This window comes from Rhizobium sp. 01T444 (assembly GCF_056398305.1).
Genome location: NZ_JBFTPD010000020.1, coordinates 99,214 through 113,503, shown reverse-complemented (window position 1 = coordinate 113,503; position 14,290 = coordinate 99,214). Strand labels below are relative to the sequence as shown.

The window sequence follows — 14,290 nt, the reverse complement described above, 5'->3', positions numbered from 1 at the left end:
TTTTCCCTCCAATCGATTCCACACGGATGGCCTCCGCCGAAGCGGTACCTCAAGCTCATCTTGTAGAAGGGGTCGGCAATCTGCCGGCATTTTCGATGGGGGCGGCATGGCGTTTTGCCATGCCTACCGGAAGAACGATTTCACCTGACATGTGTTCCCGACACATTTTGTGAAATTTTGTCGCAGAGCGCGGAGACGATTGTCTGGGCCTTGCCTCATTCGCTGATGCGATCTGGTAACATTGGTGGACGGCGTTTGGCGGCCATCAGCAGGTCCAGTTCGACCGAGGAGGGGCCGAAGCGGGTGTACAGGCTTTCTGCCTGCTCGTTTCTCAAGCCATATTTGGCGGCGAATTCGTTAAGACTGTAGGGACGTCCGCGCAGCGTCCGGCTGCGTCGTTCGGGTTGGCGAATTTGCGTCATTGCATTTCTCCCCAGGCTGATTGCCGAGGTAAAACCGACCAGCACGTTAAAGGTTCCAGATTTGGCCTTCCGGTAGGAGCCTAGAGCTGAAAATGCCGGTTTTGCGCGCTGCGACTGCAAAAAAATGACTGTAAGTCTCAATGAATTTCAATCGGTTAGATGTTGCGGCCGGGTGGGGTGGGCAGAAATGGCTTTATCACACGTGTGTTACTCTATAAAATGAATCGTGTATCCGGTCCGAAGGAGGAGCCGAGCGTTGTTTCCGCGTCGATCCGGACCGGATCTTGAGGAAGCTGGCTAAATCCATCAGAGGAGACAGACATGATGAATGCACTGCCGCCACTTCACAACGGACATGCACCGTTTACCCTGCAGCAGCTCTTCCGTGAGGCGCTTTACGCCTATGAGGAATGGGACAGCGAATTGACGGAGCCGATCGTCACCTATGAAGGTAGGGTCATCCCTATCAGCTTCGTTTTCGAAGCCATGCGCGAATGCACCGATATCGTCCCAGCCAATATCGTCAGCGCCGTCACGGAACGGCTGACCAAGCCCTGGGAAGGCGAGGGACCACTGGACCAGATGACCTTCTCCACGGCGGCGCGCGTCATGCGCGTTCTGGTGCGCAAGCGCCTTCTTGCCAATGGCACGCCTGATATCGTCGCGCTTTCGGCGCGCGCATCCGAAGCGGAACCCCGCGAATAGGCATTCGGGATCGCGGCATTGGCCGCGATCCTATTCCTCGCGGGGAACCCTGCTCATTTCCAGCCGTTGAAACAGGCAGAGAAGGAATGAGCACCATGTTGAGATCCATTCTACACGAAATTATGGGAACGGGCGTTCGCGAGGCGCATCTGCCGCGATCGCTGGAACAGTTTCTCGGTGAAAAGAAAGTTCTGATCGTCTTTGCGGATGCCGAGGACGACAGGCCGATCGTTCAAGACGAATTGCTGCGCAAATCACAGATGCGGCTAATCGAAGATGATATCGAGGTTTTCACGATCGCCGGCGGCGGCGCATTCTCGTTTTTCGAGGATGGGGGCGACCTTGATGCCGACGAGCTGCGCGATGAGCTTCAGGGGCCGCTCAGCGGCGAATTCGGGCTCGTGCTGGTCGGCATTGACGGCAAAGTGAAGATGCGCTCCAGCGAGCCGATGAGCGTGGAGGATATCAGCCGCGCAGCTGATATCTCGCCGCCGAGCCACTGAGCTATCAGAGTTCGAATGCTTCCTTGAGGCCGAGGCTCTTGCGTTCGCGCAGATCGAGGTCCGCCTCGATATGAGCAATATGGTGAAGCATCAGATGGCAGGCACGGTCGAGCTCCTTGCTCTCGATCGCGTCGATGATATCGCCGTGTTCGGAATGGCCGCAGCTCGAGACCGTCGACTGGCCGTAGAGGGCAATGACCAGCGACGAGCGGGCGACCAGTTCTTCCATGAAGCGCTGCATGATGGCGTTGCCGGAGATCGCGGCGAGTGTCAGGTGGAAATCGCCTGATGCCTTGATTTCGGCCCGTCTGGCGGTCTGGCCGCGCTCGCTCATCAGCCGGCCCTCTTCCAGAAGCAATTGCTTGAGATGCTGGATATCCGAGGGAGTGATGCGGGCGGCCGCGTCCCGCAGGATGCCGGGCTCGACCAGACGGCGGGCTGCAAAAATCTGCCGGGCCTCTTCCGGTGAGGGATAGGCAACGAAGGCACCGCGGTTTTTCTCCACGCTGACGAGACCTTCGTAGGCAAGTGCCTGCAAGGCGGCGCGCGCCAGCGTGCGGCTAACATTGAAGAGATTGCCGACATCGCTTTCCGACAGTTTCGTGCCGGGTGACAGGCGCCGCTCGACGATAGCCTCCCTGATTGCATCGCGGATCTGCGGGACGCCCGTTTCCTGGGTGTCGTCGTGGCTCATGGCGCTGGCGGCGGATTTCATGAAATCGGTTTCCTTGATGTCAGCAAACCATAGCCGCCTTCGTCTCAAAAGTTAAATAGAATTTGTTCTCATAACAGAGGTCAAATTGTATACGATTTTCTGCACGAATTGAGGACGAAAGCCCATTTTGTGTGCAGTGCGAAAAGTGCCCGAGATTTCGCCGATCGGCATGCTGTCATGAAAAGTTCATGATTTGCAAGGGTTTGAGATGCGGTGATCAAATTGGCACGGCAGATGCATCGTCTTTCTCGAACAGGGGAAGACACGATGTCGAAAGCGGCAGAGATCGATATAGCATCCGTTTCCAAGGTCTATGGCGCGACCACGGCGGTCCATGCCATCAGCCTGAAAATCCCGGCCGGTTCTTATTGCTGCTTCCTGGGTCCGTCAGGCTGCGGCAAGACCTCGACGCTGCGCATGATCGCGGGTCACGAGAGCATTTCATCGGGCGATATCCGTCTCGGCAATGTCGTTGTCACCGATTTCCCGCCGGCAAAACGCGGCACGGCGATGATGTTCCAGTCCTATGCGCTGTTTCCGCATCTCGACCTCATCGACAACGTCGCCTTCAGCCTGAAGATGAAGGGTGTCGACAAGGATGAGCGCCGCGCCAAGGCGCTGGAGATGCTGAAGCTGATGCAGATGGAGGCCTATGCCAGCAGGCGGCCGGCGCAGCTTTCCGGCGGCCAGCAGCAGCGTGTCGCATTGGCGCGCGCACTGATCACCGATCCGGAGGCGCTGCTGCTCGATGAGCCGCTTTCCGCACTCGACCCGTTCCTGAAGATCCGCATGCGGGCGGAACTGAAGAAGCTGCAGAAGACGCTCGGCATCACCTTCGTGCATGTGACGCACAGCCAGGAAGAGGCGATGGCGCTCGCCGATATCATCGTCATCATGAATGACGGCAAGATCGAACAGGCGGCGTCACCGCGGCAAGTATTCGAAAAACCGGCAACCGCCTTCGTCGCCCGCTTCATGGGCGATCACAACGTGCTCTCTGGCCGCGTCACATCGAGCGAGAATGGCGTGATCGTGATGACGGTGCCGGAAGGGCAGAGCTTTTCCGTACGCGGGACGGGCAGGGAGGTCGGCGAGCCTGTTGATATCGGCATCCGCACCGACCGCGTACGCCTTCAGGTGGCGACCGAGTGGACCCTCGGCTTCAACGGCATCGTCTCCAATATCGAATATCGCGGCTCCTCGGTGAAGATCACCGTCTTTGGGGCTGGCAGCGACGATTTCACCGTCATCGCAAGCGACAGCGATTACTTCGCCAACCCGGTCTCGGTCGGCGATGCGGTGTCTTTGAGTTGGGCTTTGGAGGATGCCGTCCTCCTTGGCCGCGTTTCCGCATGAACTTCAGTATCAAGAAAAGGGGAACTGCCATGACGACTGAAACGAAAACCACCAAGGCGGAAAAGGGAATTTCCCGCCGCTCGCTTCTGAAGACGGGTGCTGCCGCCGTCGGCGCTATCGCCGGTTCGGGCGCCATCACCGGCTTCCCGACCATCTGGGCGCAGTCCAACATCACGCTTCGCCAGTTCGGTACCGGCGTTTCGAACATCAATGCGATCGCCGAGAAGTGCAAGCAGGACCTCGGCATCACGCTGGAAATGACTGCGACGGATTCCGACGCTGCTGCCCAGCGCGCCGTCACCCAGCCTGACAGCTACGACATTGCCGATATCGAATACTGGATCTGCAAGAAGGTGTTCCCGACCGGCGTTCTGCAGCCGATGGACGTCAAGAAGCTCAAGTATTTCGACAAGGTCGTGCCGATCTTCACGACCGGCAAGCTGAAGGCGGACAGCACGATTGCCCAGGGCACGGCGCCGCACACCGTCGGCTTCGTCGAGGCGCAGGACTCCAAGAAGTTCGCCAAGGAGCAGACCCAGTGGTTCACGATGATGCCGACGATCTACAATGCCGATACGCTCGGCATTCGCCCTGACCTGACCGGCCGCGAAATCACCTCCTGGGCCGACATTCTCGATCCGGCCTATAAGGGCAAGACGGCCATCATCAACGTGCCGTCGATCGGCATCATGGATGCGGCAATGATCGCTGAAGCCTCCGGCAAGATCAAATATGCCGACAAGGGCAACATGACCAAGGAAGAGATCGACAAGACGATCGAATTCCTGATCAAGACCAAGAGCGATGGCCAGTTCCGCGCCTTCTGGAAGAGCTTCGACGAGTCGGTCAACCTGATGGCTTCGGGCGAGGTCGTCATCCAGTCCATGTGGTCGCCGGCCGTTGCTGCCGTCCGCTCGAAGGGCATTGCCTGCACCTTCCAGCCGCTCAAGGAAGGCTACCGCGCATGGGGCGGCGGTCTCGGCCTTGCTGCGCACCTCAAGGGCGCGCAGCTCGATGCCGCCTATGAGTACATCAACTGGTACACGTCCGGCTGGGTCGGCGCCTATCTCAACCGCCAGGGCTATTACTCGGCCTGCCTTGAAACCGCCAAGGGTTTCATGACCGCCGACGAGTGGGGCTACTGGATGGAAGGCAAGCCGGCACAGGGCGACATCCTCTCGCCGGAAGGCAAGGTCATGGAGAAGGCCGGCTCGGTTCGCGACGGCGGCTCCTTCGAAGACCGTATCGGCCACATCGCCTGCTGGAACTCCGTCATGGACGAAGACCGCTACATGGTCCGCCGCTGGAACGAGTTCATCGCGGCGTAAGCGTCTGCCGCTTTCCCCTCCCTAACCCTCCCCACAAGGGGGAGGGAACTTGTCGAGGGTGCGGCACCGTTCTCCCTCCCCCTTGTGGGGAGGGCTGGAGAGGGGTCTTTCGATCCCTCTCATTCGGACAGGACAGATTTCCGAAGGGGGAAGAATGGCCACGATCGCTTCAGAGCAGACGATACCGGCAGCGGAGGCGCCCAAACGCTCCTTCCGGCTTGCGCCATGGGTGATCTCCTATCTGCAGGCGACGCCGCTGATCGCCATTCTGGGCTTCTTCTTCATCCTGCCGATCCTGATGATCGCGGTCGTCAGCTTCTGGGACTATGATTTTGCCGGTATCTATCCCGACTTCCTGACCATGAATTATACCGACACGCTCGGTTCATGGGTGACGTGGAAGACCTATCTCAACACGCTGAAATTCACGGTCATCGTCTGGGGGCTAACGCTCTGCATCGGCTTCTGGGTCGCCTATTTCCTGGCCTTCCATATCCGCAAGACTTCGACGCAGATGATCCTTTTCCTCGTCTGCACCGTGCCCTTCATGACGTCGAACATCATCCGCATGATCTCCTGGATTCCTGTGCTCGGGCGCAACGGCCTCGTCAATTCGGCGCTGGTGGAGATGGGCATCGTGCCGCAGCCGGTGGAATGGCTGCTCTATTCCGATTTCGCCGTAGTGCTCGCCATGGTGCATCTCTACACGCTCTTTATGGTCACGCCGATCTTCAACACGCTGATGCGCATTGACCGCTCGCTGTTCGAAGCGGCGCGTGATGCCGGTGCTTCCGGCTGGCAGGTGCTGTGGAATGTGGTGATCCCGCTTGCCAAGCCCGGCATGGCGATCGGCACGATCTTCGTCGTCACACTCGTCATGGCTGACTTCTCCACCGTGCAGGTCATGTCCGGCGGGCAGAGCGCCTCCGTGGCGCTGATGATGAAGAACCAGATGTCGCTGCTGCAATATCCGGCCGCTGCCGCCAACGCGGTCGTGCTCCTGGTGGTCGTGCTGATGATGGTCGCTGCGATCCTGCGCGTCGTCGATATCCGCAAGGAGCTCTGAGATGAACCGAGAAAAACGCTCCCTCGAATTCTACGTACTTGCCACCTTCTTCGGCCTTTTCGTGCTCTTTCTCTACGGGCCGCTTTCGGCGATCGTCATCCTCTCCTTTCAGGGGCCAGATGGCGGTTTGACTTTCCCGCTGAACGGCGTTTCGACGCACTGGTTCTTCAATCTCTTCGAAAAGCAGGCGGTCGGTGATTTCGGTGCCTCCTTCCAGCGATCCTTCATTCTCGGCCTGATGGTGATGGTGGTAACCGTCGTCGTCTCGCTGATGGCGGGCCTTGCATTTCGGCGGCGTTTTCGCGGCTCGTCGGTATTGTTTTACGCGACGGTTGCAAGCCTCGTCGTGCCATCGATTATCATCTCGCTCGGCATCGGCGTGGTTTTCCAGCAGGGTGGAATACGGCCCGCCTGGTATTCCTCGGCCTTTGGCGCGCATCTGACCTGGACGCTGCCGTTCGGCGTTCTGATCATGTTTGCCGTCTTCAATCGCTTTTCTCCAGCCTATGAGGAGGCCGCGCGCGATCTCGGGGCGACCTCCTGGCAGACCTTTCGCCATGTCGTGTTGCCGATGATCGCGCCGAGCCTGATCGGCGTCGGCCTGTTCGGCTTTACGCTCTCCTATGATGAGTTCGCCCGCACGCTGATGACGTCCGGCACCTACAATACGCTGCCGCTCGAAATCTACGGCATGACCACGAACGTCACGACGCCGGTGCTCTATGCGCTCGGYACGGTYACGACGCTCTTCTCCTTCACCATCATTCTCGTCGCACTCGGCATTATGACGATGCTTGGCCGGCGGCAGGCAAAGACCCGCTGACATGCGCATATTGATCGTTAATCCCAATACGACTGCTTCCATGACCGAGAAGGCAGCGACCGCCGCGCGTGCGGTCGCCGCTGTCGGCACCGAGATCATCGCCGCGACCTCGCGCATGGGGCCGGTTTCCATCGAGGGGCATTATGACGGGGCGCTTGCGATCCCCGGCCTGCTGACGGAGCTGAAAGAACGGCAGGAGGCCGGTTACGATGCGGCGATCGTCGCCTGCTTCGACGATACGGGGCTCGACGCCGCGCGCACCTTCGCTGATGTGCCTGTTCTCGGGCTCTGCGAATCCGCTGTCGCTACCGCAGGCTTCCTTGCCCAGCGCTTTACGGTGGTGACGACGCTGGAGCGGTCCCGGGTGCTGATCGAGAATCTCGTGCGCCGCTATGGTATGGGCAGTCGTGCGAAGGTGAGGGCATCGGATATTCCGGTGCTGGAGCTGGAAGATGCTGCGTCTGGCGCGATCGGCAAGCTGAGAGCGGAAATCGAACGGGCGCTTTCCGAAGACGGTGCGGAGGCGATCGTGCTCGGCTGCGCCGGCATGACGGATCTGGCGCGCGAGTTGCAGGATATCTACGGCGTGCCCGTCATCGATGGGGTCGCGGCCGCCGTCAAGCAGGCGGAAGCGCTTGTGTCGCTCGGTCTTTCGACCAGCAAGCGCGGCTCCTATGCCTCGCCGCTGCCGAAACATTTCACCGGCGCAATGAGCGGTTTTGCGCCGATCCGGGCGGTCGGCTGAGCATCGCACCGATGCTCTTGACGATGCATAGTGCCAAGTTTCTGCTTTACTTTTCCCCCTTGCGTGAGAATTGTCACAGCCGATCATCACGCTGAGAGGAGAGCCTTGCCATGTCGATCGACGAAGATCTGATCCGTATCGCGGAACAGGAAAAGGCACTGAGCTTCGATGCCTTCGATCTGACGACTGCATGGCAGCTTGGCAAGCTCTTGCAGGAACTCGCTACCGAGCGCGGCCTCGGCATTGCCATCGATATCACGCTGCATTCCATGCCGGTCTTCTATGCGGCCCTGCCGGGTGTGACCCCTGACAATGTCAATTGGGTCCGCCGCAAGCGCAACATGGTGTTCCGCTATTTCCGCAGCAGCTATGCCTCCGGCCTCAAGCTCCAGAAGGAAGGCAAGACGGTTGAGGACAACGGGCTTCCTCCCGCTGATTATGCCCCGCATGGCGGCAGCTTCCCGATCAATGTCAGGGGCACGGGCTGCATCGGCGCCGTCACCGTATCCGGCCTGCCGCAGCGCGACGACCACAATCTCGCGGTCGAGGCCCTGGCGCTGATCCTGGCGAAGGATCTCGAAAGCCTGCGGCTTGCGTGAAGCCTGCCGCATTTTTGACAAATAAAAGCCACGGAAACTGCAAGATCGCGATCCGTTCCCGGTGACGGTCGTATTTCGTGACGATAAGGTGCGCCCGGTTTTGTGACTTGCTGCCGGGACATCATGTTACGTTTTCTCTTTGCCTTTGCTGCCATTGGTTTCAGCCTTTTGCTCGCCTCCTGCAATACGCTTTCGAAGGAAGAATGCGTCGCCGCCGACTGGCGGGTGATCGGTGAATCCGACGGCGCTGCCGGCTACGAGCCGCAGGAGCGTTTTGCCGCGCATGCCAAATCCTGCGAGCGGGTGAAGATCGTGCCCGATCAGACGATCTGGTATCAGGGTTATCAGGCGGGTCTCGTGCGCTATTGCACGCCGATGAGCGGCCTGATGCACGGGCAGGCGGGTCACGGCTACTCCAATGTCTGCCCGCCGGAGACGGCAGCAGGCTTCCTGCGCGGCTATACGCTCGGGAACCGCCAGCATTCGCTACAATCACGGCTAAGCTCGCTGCAGGGCGACTACGGATCGAAGGAAGCCGAGATCGACGACCTGTCGCGCAAGCTCAAGGATGCGCCTGATGCGGACCGGCATGATATCCGCCGGCGGATGGATGATCTCGAAGACGATATGCGCCGCATTCGCAGAGAGCAGCGCGACGTTGAGGACGAACTCGATGACGCGAGCGCTGAGGTGCAATGGTTCCAGCAGAACCCGAACGCAGCGCCGCCGGTCGCGCCCGGCTATTGAGGCTTTCGCCTCAGAGCTTGCCGCCGGCTTCGCTGATGCCCTTGGTCAGACTGCCCGTTGCCGGGAAGAGCGGGATGAGGCAGGCCTGCAGGGCGTGGTAGATGTCGCCCTTGCCGGGGAAAAGCGAGTGTGAGGGCACGAGGTCTTCCGTCAGTTCCTCGTGCCAGCCGCCGTTCTTGTGGTCGATGAAGCTGCGCTCGATCACGTTCCAGATCTTGCGGTAGCATTCTTCGTGATAATCGCTCGGCAGGTGCTCGTTGAGGAAGTGCGCGGCAGCCGCACCCTCGCAGGCCGGCCACCAGAGCTTGTTGCGCTTAGCCGGTTTATCGGCCCAGTCGAGCGTATAGAAGAAGCCGCCCTTGTGGTTGTCCCAGCCGAGCACCATGGATTGCTCGAAGAGGGCTTTTGCCGCATCCGGCATCCATTCTATGCGCTTGCCGCCGAGCGCCCAGAGCTGCAGGATCAGGCGGGTCCATTCCAGCCAGTGGCCGGGTGTCGTGCCGGCCGGGCGGAACATTTCGTTCGGATGATAGTAATCCTTGTCGAGACTCCATTCGACATCGAAATGTTCGGCGACGCGCCAGCCGACGGAGCCAGCCGAGCGGCGGATGACGAGGTCGGCGATGCTTTCGGCCTTGGTGAGGTAATCCCGATCGCCAGTCGCTTCGAATGCGGCCATCAGCGCTTCGGTGAGGTGCATGTTGGAGTTCTGGCCACGATAGGCGCCGCCATCGAGTGGCTGCCAGTCGGCGGTGAATTCCTCGGCGATGGCACCGTGCTTGGCTTCCCAGAACTTTGTGTTCAGGACCTCGGTGATATCGGCGAGCATGCCGTCTGCCAGGGGATGGCCGATCGTCTTTGCCGAGGAGGCTGCGAGCAGCACGAAGGCGTGGCCGTAACCCTGCTTGTTGGAATCAACCGGGCCGTCATTGTTCAGCGACCAGAAGTAACCGCCATTCTTGCGGTCGCGGTGGTGGTTCCAGAGATAATCCATGCCGTGGTCGACGACATCGGCGGCACCGGGGCGGCCGAGCAAGGTGCCGATCGAGAAGCAGTGGACGGCGCGCGATGCGATATGGATCGGACGCACCTGTCCCTCGGCATTAAGCGGCTTGCCAGCGTCGTCGAGATCGTAGAAGCCGCCTTTGGGATTGATGGAGTTATGCTGGAAGAAATCAAAGAGGCCGTTGGCCTGCGAAAGCAGCCAGCCGCGATGATAGGCGCGGGTGGACCAGTTGCCGAGTGCAGGTGCCATGATACTCCTCCGAATTCGTGCACAATGCCTTTAGGAAAACGCCTATATAGAGGTCGGGCGAGTCTGTCATCCGCCAAGGCTTGCAATGGCCTAAACCGATAGGCATATGTTGACATAAAGATATCTTTATGTGATTTGTCGTTTCCGATCTTATGATCCTATGATGTCAAGGAGCCTTCCCGTGTTCGATAATCTCTTTGGTCCCGAAGGGGGCAAGCGTGATGGCAGTGAAGTGTTTGCGGCGCTGAGACAAGCTGCCAGCGAGCGCATCCTCGTTCTTGACGGCGCCATGGGCACGCAGATCCAGGGGCTGGGCTATGATGAAGACCATTTCCGAGGCTCGCGTTTCATCGGCTGCGCGTGCCATCAGAAGGGCAATAACGACCTGCTGATCCTGTCCCAGCCGGACGCGATCGAGGAGATCCATTATAAGTATGCCAAGGCCGGCGCCGACATCCTCGAAACCAATACCTTCTCCTCGACCCGCATCGCGCAGGCCGATTATCAGATGGAAGGCGAGGTCTATGCGCTGAACAAGGAAGGCGCGGAGATCGTTCGACGTGCCGCCCAGCGCGCTGAACGCGAAGACGGCAAGCGCCGCTTCGTTGCCGGCGCCATCGGCCCGACCAACCGCACCGCTTCCATTTCGCCCGACGTCAATAATCCGGGCTTCCGCGCCGTCACCTTCGACGACCTGCGCGATGCCTACGCGGAACAGATCGACGGTCTGATTGACGGCGGCGCCGACATCATCCTGATCGAGACGATCTTCGATACGCTGAATGCCAAGGCTGCGATCTTTGCCTGCGAGGAGCGTTTCGAGGCCAAGGGTATCCGCCTGCCGGTCATGATCTCCGGCACGATCACCGATCTCTCGGGCCGCACGCTGTCCGGCCAGACGCCGAGTGCCTTCTGGAACTCGGTGCGCCATGCCAACCCGTTCACCATCGGGCTCAACTGCGCGCTCGGCGCCAATGCGATGCGCCCGCATCTGCAGGAGCTTTCGGGCGTTGCCGACACCTTCATCTGCGCCTATCCGAATGCCGGCCTGCCGAACGAATTCGGCCAGTATGACGAAACGCCGGAACTGATGGCGGCGCAGATCGACAGCTTCGCCCGCGAAGGCCTCGTCAACATCGTTGGCGGCTGCTGCGGCTCCACGCCGGAACATATCAGGATGATCGCGGAGACGGTGGCCAAGTACAAGCCGCGCCCGATCCCCGAGCATCGCCCTTTCATGTCGCTGTCGGGTCTCGAACCCTTCGAGCTGACCAAGGATATTCCCTTCGTCAATGTCGGCGAGCGCACCAACGTCACCGGTTCGGCACGCTTCCGCAAGCTGATCACCAATGCCGATTTCACGGCAGCGCTCGATGTTGCCCGCGACCAGGTCGAGAATGGCGCGCAGGTGATCGACATCAACATGGACGAAGGGCTGATCGATTCCGAAAAGGCGATGGTCGAGTTCCTGAACCTGATTGCTGCCGAGCCCGATATTGCCCGCGTGCCCGTGATGATCGACAGTTCGAAGTTCTCGATCATCGAATCCGGCCTGAAGCGCGTTCAGGGCAAGCCGATCGTCAACTCGATCTCGCTGAAGGAAGGCGAGGAGAATTTCCTCGCCCAGGCACGCCTGTTGCACAATTACGGTGCGGCCGTGGTCGTCATGGCTTTCGACGAGACGGGGCAGGCGGACAGCTACCAGCGCAAGGTGGACATCTGCACGCGCGCCTACAAGCTTTTGACGGAGAAGGTCGGCTTCCCGCCCGAAGACATCATCTTCGACCCGAACATCTTCGCTGTCGCGACCGGCATCGAGGAGCACAACAACTACGGTGTTGATTTCATCGAGGCGACGCGCACGATCCGCAAGACCATGCCGCTCGTCCATATCTCCGGCGGTGTGTCGAACCTTTCCTTCTCCTTCCGCGGCAATGAGCCGGTGCGCGAGGCGATGCATGCCGTGTTCCTCTACCACGCCATTCAGGCGGGTATGGACATGGGTATCGTCAATGCCGGCCAGCTGGCCGTCTATGACCAGATCGATCCAGACCTGCGCGAAGCCTGCGAAGACGTGGTGCTGAATCGTCGTCCTGACGGAACCGAGCGGTTGCTGGAAGTGGCCGAGCGTTTCCGCGGTGCTGCCGGCAAGGAAGCCAAGGTGCAGGATCTGTCCTGGCGCGAGTGGAGCGTAGCGAAGCGTCTCGAACATGCGCTGGTTAACGGCATTACCGAATATATCGAGGCCGATACCGAGGAAGCTCGCCTGGAGGCGGCTCGTCCGCTGCATGTCATCGAAGGCCCGTTGATGGCCGGCATGAATGTGGTCGGCGATCTCTTCGGCTCGGGCAAGATGTTCCTGCCGCAGGTGGTGAAGTCCGCCCGTGTCATGAAGCAGGCCGTTGCCGTGCTTCTCCCCTACATGGAGGAGGAGAAGCGCCAGAATGGCGGTGAAGAACGCAAGTCTGCCGGCAAGATCCTGATGGCGACCGTCAAGGGTGACGTGCACGATATCGGCAAGAACATCGTCGGCGTCGTGCTCGCCTGCAACAATTACGAGATCATCGATCTCGGCGTCATGGTGCCGGCAACGAAAATCCTCGAAACGGCTATTGCCGAGAAGGTCGATATCATCGGTCTTTCCGGACTGATCACACCGTCACTCGACGAGATGGTGCATGTGGCGGCCGAAATGGAGCGGCAGGGCTTCGACATTCCGCTTCTGATCGGCGGGGCGACGACCAGCCGCGTGCATACGGCCGTCAAGATCCATCCGGGCTACAATAAGGGCCAGTCGATCTACGTGACGGATGCCAGCCGCGCCGTTGGCGTCGTGTCCTCGCTGCTCTCGCCGGAAAATCGCCAGGGCTATATTGACGATATCAGGGCCGAATATGCCAAGGTTGCTGCCGCTCATGCACGCAGCGAAGCCGAAAAGGTGCGCCTGCCGCTTTCGCGTGCCCGCGAAAATGCGCAGAAGGTCGATTGGGCAGCCTATAAGCCGACCAAGCCGAGCTTCCTCGGCGCCAAGGTATTCGAAGACTACGATCTGGCCGAGCTTGCAAAGTACATCGACTGGACACCGTTCTTCCAGACCTGGGAGCTGCGTGGCCGCTATCCTGCAATCCTCGAGGACGAGAAGCAGGGTGAAGCCGCGCGTGCTCTCTGGAACGACGCCCAGGCGATGCTGAAGAAGATCATCGACGAGAAGTGGTTCCGGCCGCGCGCCGTCATCGGCTTCTGGCCGGCTGGTACCGTCGGCGACGATATCCGCCTCTTCAAGGACGATGCGCGCAAGGAGGAGTTGGCGACGTTCTATACGCTTCGCCAGCAGCTTTCGAAGCGCGACGGCCGCCCGAACGTGGCGTTGTCGGATTTCGTGGCGCCGGTCGATAGTGGTGTGCAGGACTATGTCGGCGGCTTCGTCGTGACGGCCGGCTTCGAGGAGATTGCCATCGCCGAACGTTTCGAGCGTTCGAACGACGACTATTCCTCGATCCTCGTCAAGGCGCTCGCCGACCGCTTCGCCGAGGCCTTCGCCGAACGCATGCATGAGCGCGTGCGCCGCGAATATTGGGGTTATGCCAAGGACGAGACGCTCTCCAACGAGGATCTCATCACCGAAGCCTATGCCGGCATCCGCCCGGCGCCCGGCTATCCGGCCCAGCCCGACCACACCGAGAAGAAGACGCTGTTTTCTCTTCTCGACGCGGAAAATACCGCTGGCGTGAAGCTGACCGAGAGCTATGCGATGTGGCCCGGTTCGTCGGTGTCAGGCATCTATATCGGTCATCCTGACTCTTACTATTTCGGTGTTGCCAAGGTCGAGCGTGACCAGGTGGAAGACTATGCCAAGCGCAAGGGCATGGACGTCACCGAGGTCGAGCGCTGGCTCGGACCGGTGCTCAACTACGTGCCGCGCAAGATCAATGAAGAGATCGAAGACGCGGCCTGAATTCTGAGTCTTTCCCGTCTCTTAAAGCGGCAGGCTCAGTGGTCGATTCAATGAATGGAAAAGCCGGGAAG

13 protein-coding genes are annotated in these 14,290 nt (G+C 59.9%); 10 read left to right on the top strand and 3 right to left on the bottom strand.

Translation table 11 applies throughout. The features are described 5' to 3' along the window. Positions 1–215: 215 nt before the first annotated feature. Positions 216–422 carry a hypothetical protein gene (locus AC1DTN_RS24645; protein ID WP_007824135.1) on the bottom strand — a complete coding sequence of 69 codons (207 nt, stop codon included), beginning with the start codon at positions 420–422 and terminating at the stop codon, positions 216–218. Between the two features lie 321 nt (positions 423–743). On the opposite strand from AC1DTN_RS24645, the gene AC1DTN_RS24640 reads away from it, so the two are divergent. Both AC1DTN_RS24640 and AC1DTN_RS24635 read left to right on the top strand, forming a co-directional pair. Beyond that, positions 744–1,127: a BRA0787 family protein gene (locus tag AC1DTN_RS24640; protein WP_007824133.1), complete on the top strand. Its 384-nt coding sequence runs from the start codon at positions 744–746 to the stop codon at positions 1,125–1,127. A gap of 95 nt (positions 1,128–1,222) precedes the next feature. Further along, positions 1,223–1,630: a DUF4174 domain-containing protein gene (locus AC1DTN_RS24635; RefSeq protein ID WP_113324532.1), complete on the top strand. Its 408-nt coding sequence runs from the start codon at positions 1,223–1,225 to the stop codon at positions 1,628–1,630. A 4-nt stretch (positions 1,631–1,634) separates the two neighbouring features. Here the strand turns inward: AC1DTN_RS24635 and AC1DTN_RS24630 are convergent, their stop codons facing one another. Beyond that, positions 1,635–2,345 (bottom strand): GntR family transcriptional regulator, encoded by a 711-nt coding sequence (locus tag AC1DTN_RS24630; RefSeq protein WP_007824129.1) that lies wholly within the window; start codon positions 2,343–2,345, stop codon positions 1,635–1,637. 267 nt (positions 2,346–2,612) lie between these two features. Between AC1DTN_RS24630 and AC1DTN_RS24625 the strand changes: the two genes are divergently transcribed. From AC1DTN_RS24625 to AC1DTN_RS24595, 7 genes are all read left to right on the top strand, one after another. Further along, on the top strand, positions 2,613–3,701 hold the full coding sequence (locus AC1DTN_RS24625; RefSeq protein ID WP_113324528.1) for an ABC transporter ATP-binding protein: 1,089 nt from the start codon (positions 2,613–2,615) through the stop codon (positions 3,699–3,701). A gap of 29 nt (positions 3,702–3,730) precedes the next feature. Next, on the top strand, positions 3,731–5,029 hold the full coding sequence (locus AC1DTN_RS24620) for an ABC transporter substrate-binding protein (RefSeq protein WP_442206190.1): 1,299 nt from the start codon (positions 3,731–3,733) through the stop codon (positions 5,027–5,029). Positions 5,030–5,183: 154 nt separating this feature from the next. After that, the gene (locus AC1DTN_RS24615) at positions 5,184–6,095 is read left to right on the top strand and encodes an ABC transporter permease (RefSeq protein WP_113324566.1); all 912 of its coding nucleotides are present in this window, start codon (positions 5,184–5,186) and stop codon (positions 6,093–6,095) included. A 1-nt stretch (position 6,096) separates the two neighbouring features. Then, on the top strand, positions 6,097–6,918 hold the full coding sequence (locus AC1DTN_RS24610; RefSeq protein WP_477922997.1) for an ABC transporter permease: 822 nt from the start codon (positions 6,097–6,099) through the stop codon (positions 6,916–6,918). Position 6,919: 1 nt separating this feature from the next. Further along, positions 6,920–7,663, top strand: a complete 744-nt coding sequence (locus tag AC1DTN_RS24605; RefSeq protein ID WP_477922996.1) for an aspartate/glutamate racemase family protein — start codon at positions 6,920–6,922, stop codon at positions 7,661–7,663. 110 nt (positions 7,664–7,773) lie between these two features. After that, entirely contained in the window at positions 7,774–8,262 is a 489-nt protein-coding gene (locus AC1DTN_RS24600) for a heme-degrading domain-containing protein (RefSeq protein WP_007824116.1), read from the top strand. 123 nt (positions 8,263–8,385) lie between these two features. Further along, positions 8,386–9,009: a DUF2799 domain-containing protein gene (locus AC1DTN_RS24595; protein WP_477922994.1), complete on the top strand. Its 624-nt coding sequence runs from the start codon at positions 8,386–8,388 to the stop codon at positions 9,007–9,009. A gap of 10 nt (positions 9,010–9,019) precedes the next feature. On the opposite strand, the gene AC1DTN_RS24590 is transcribed toward AC1DTN_RS24595, so the two are convergent. Then, entirely contained in the window at positions 9,020–10,264 is a 1,245-nt protein-coding gene (locus AC1DTN_RS24590) for an AGE family epimerase/isomerase (RefSeq protein ID WP_477922993.1), read from the bottom strand. A 181-nt stretch (positions 10,265–10,445) separates the two neighbouring features. Here AC1DTN_RS24590 and metH point away from each other — a divergent pair, with 181 nt between their 5' ends. Further along, the gene (gene metH / locus AC1DTN_RS24585) at positions 10,446–14,219 is read left to right on the top strand and encodes a methionine synthase (protein WP_477922991.1); all 3,774 of its coding nucleotides are present in this window, start codon (positions 10,446–10,448) and stop codon (positions 14,217–14,219) included. Positions 14,220–14,290: the final 71 nt, after the last annotated feature.

What these genes read in the sequence shown, in the direction of transcription:
- AC1DTN_RS24645 (WP_007824135.1), bottom strand. Translation starts at nt 422, where the DNA reads ATGACGCAAATTCGCCAACCCGAACGACGCAGCCGGACGCTGCGCGGA.
- AC1DTN_RS24640 (WP_007824133.1), top strand. Translation starts at nt 744, where the DNA reads ATGATGAATGCACTGCCGCCACTTCACAACGGACATGCACCGTTTACC.
- AC1DTN_RS24635 (WP_113324532.1), top strand. Translation starts at nt 1,223, where the DNA reads ATGTTGAGATCCATTCTACACGAAATTATGGGAACGGGCGTTCGCGAG.
- AC1DTN_RS24630 (WP_007824129.1), bottom strand. Translation starts at nt 2,345, where the DNA reads ATGAAATCCGCCGCCAGCGCCATGAGCCACGACGACACCCAGGAAACG.
- AC1DTN_RS24625 (WP_113324528.1), top strand. Translation starts at nt 2,613, where the DNA reads ATGTCGAAAGCGGCAGAGATCGATATAGCATCCGTTTCCAAGGTCTAT.
- AC1DTN_RS24620 (WP_442206190.1), top strand. Translation starts at nt 3,731, where the DNA reads ATGACGACTGAAACGAAAACCACCAAGGCGGAAAAGGGAATTTCCCGC.
- AC1DTN_RS24615 (WP_113324566.1), top strand. Translation starts at nt 5,184, where the DNA reads ATGGCCACGATCGCTTCAGAGCAGACGATACCGGCAGCGGAGGCGCCC.
- AC1DTN_RS24605 (WP_477922996.1), top strand. Translation starts at nt 6,920, where the DNA reads ATGCGCATATTGATCGTTAATCCCAATACGACTGCTTCCATGACCGAG.
- AC1DTN_RS24600 (WP_007824116.1), top strand. Translation starts at nt 7,774, where the DNA reads ATGTCGATCGACGAAGATCTGATCCGTATCGCGGAACAGGAAAAGGCA.
- AC1DTN_RS24595 (WP_477922994.1), top strand. Translation starts at nt 8,386, where the DNA reads ATGTTACGTTTTCTCTTTGCCTTTGCTGCCATTGGTTTCAGCCTTTTG.
- AC1DTN_RS24590 (WP_477922993.1), bottom strand. Translation starts at nt 10,264, where the DNA reads ATGGCACCTGCACTCGGCAACTGGTCCACCCGCGCCTATCATCGCGGC.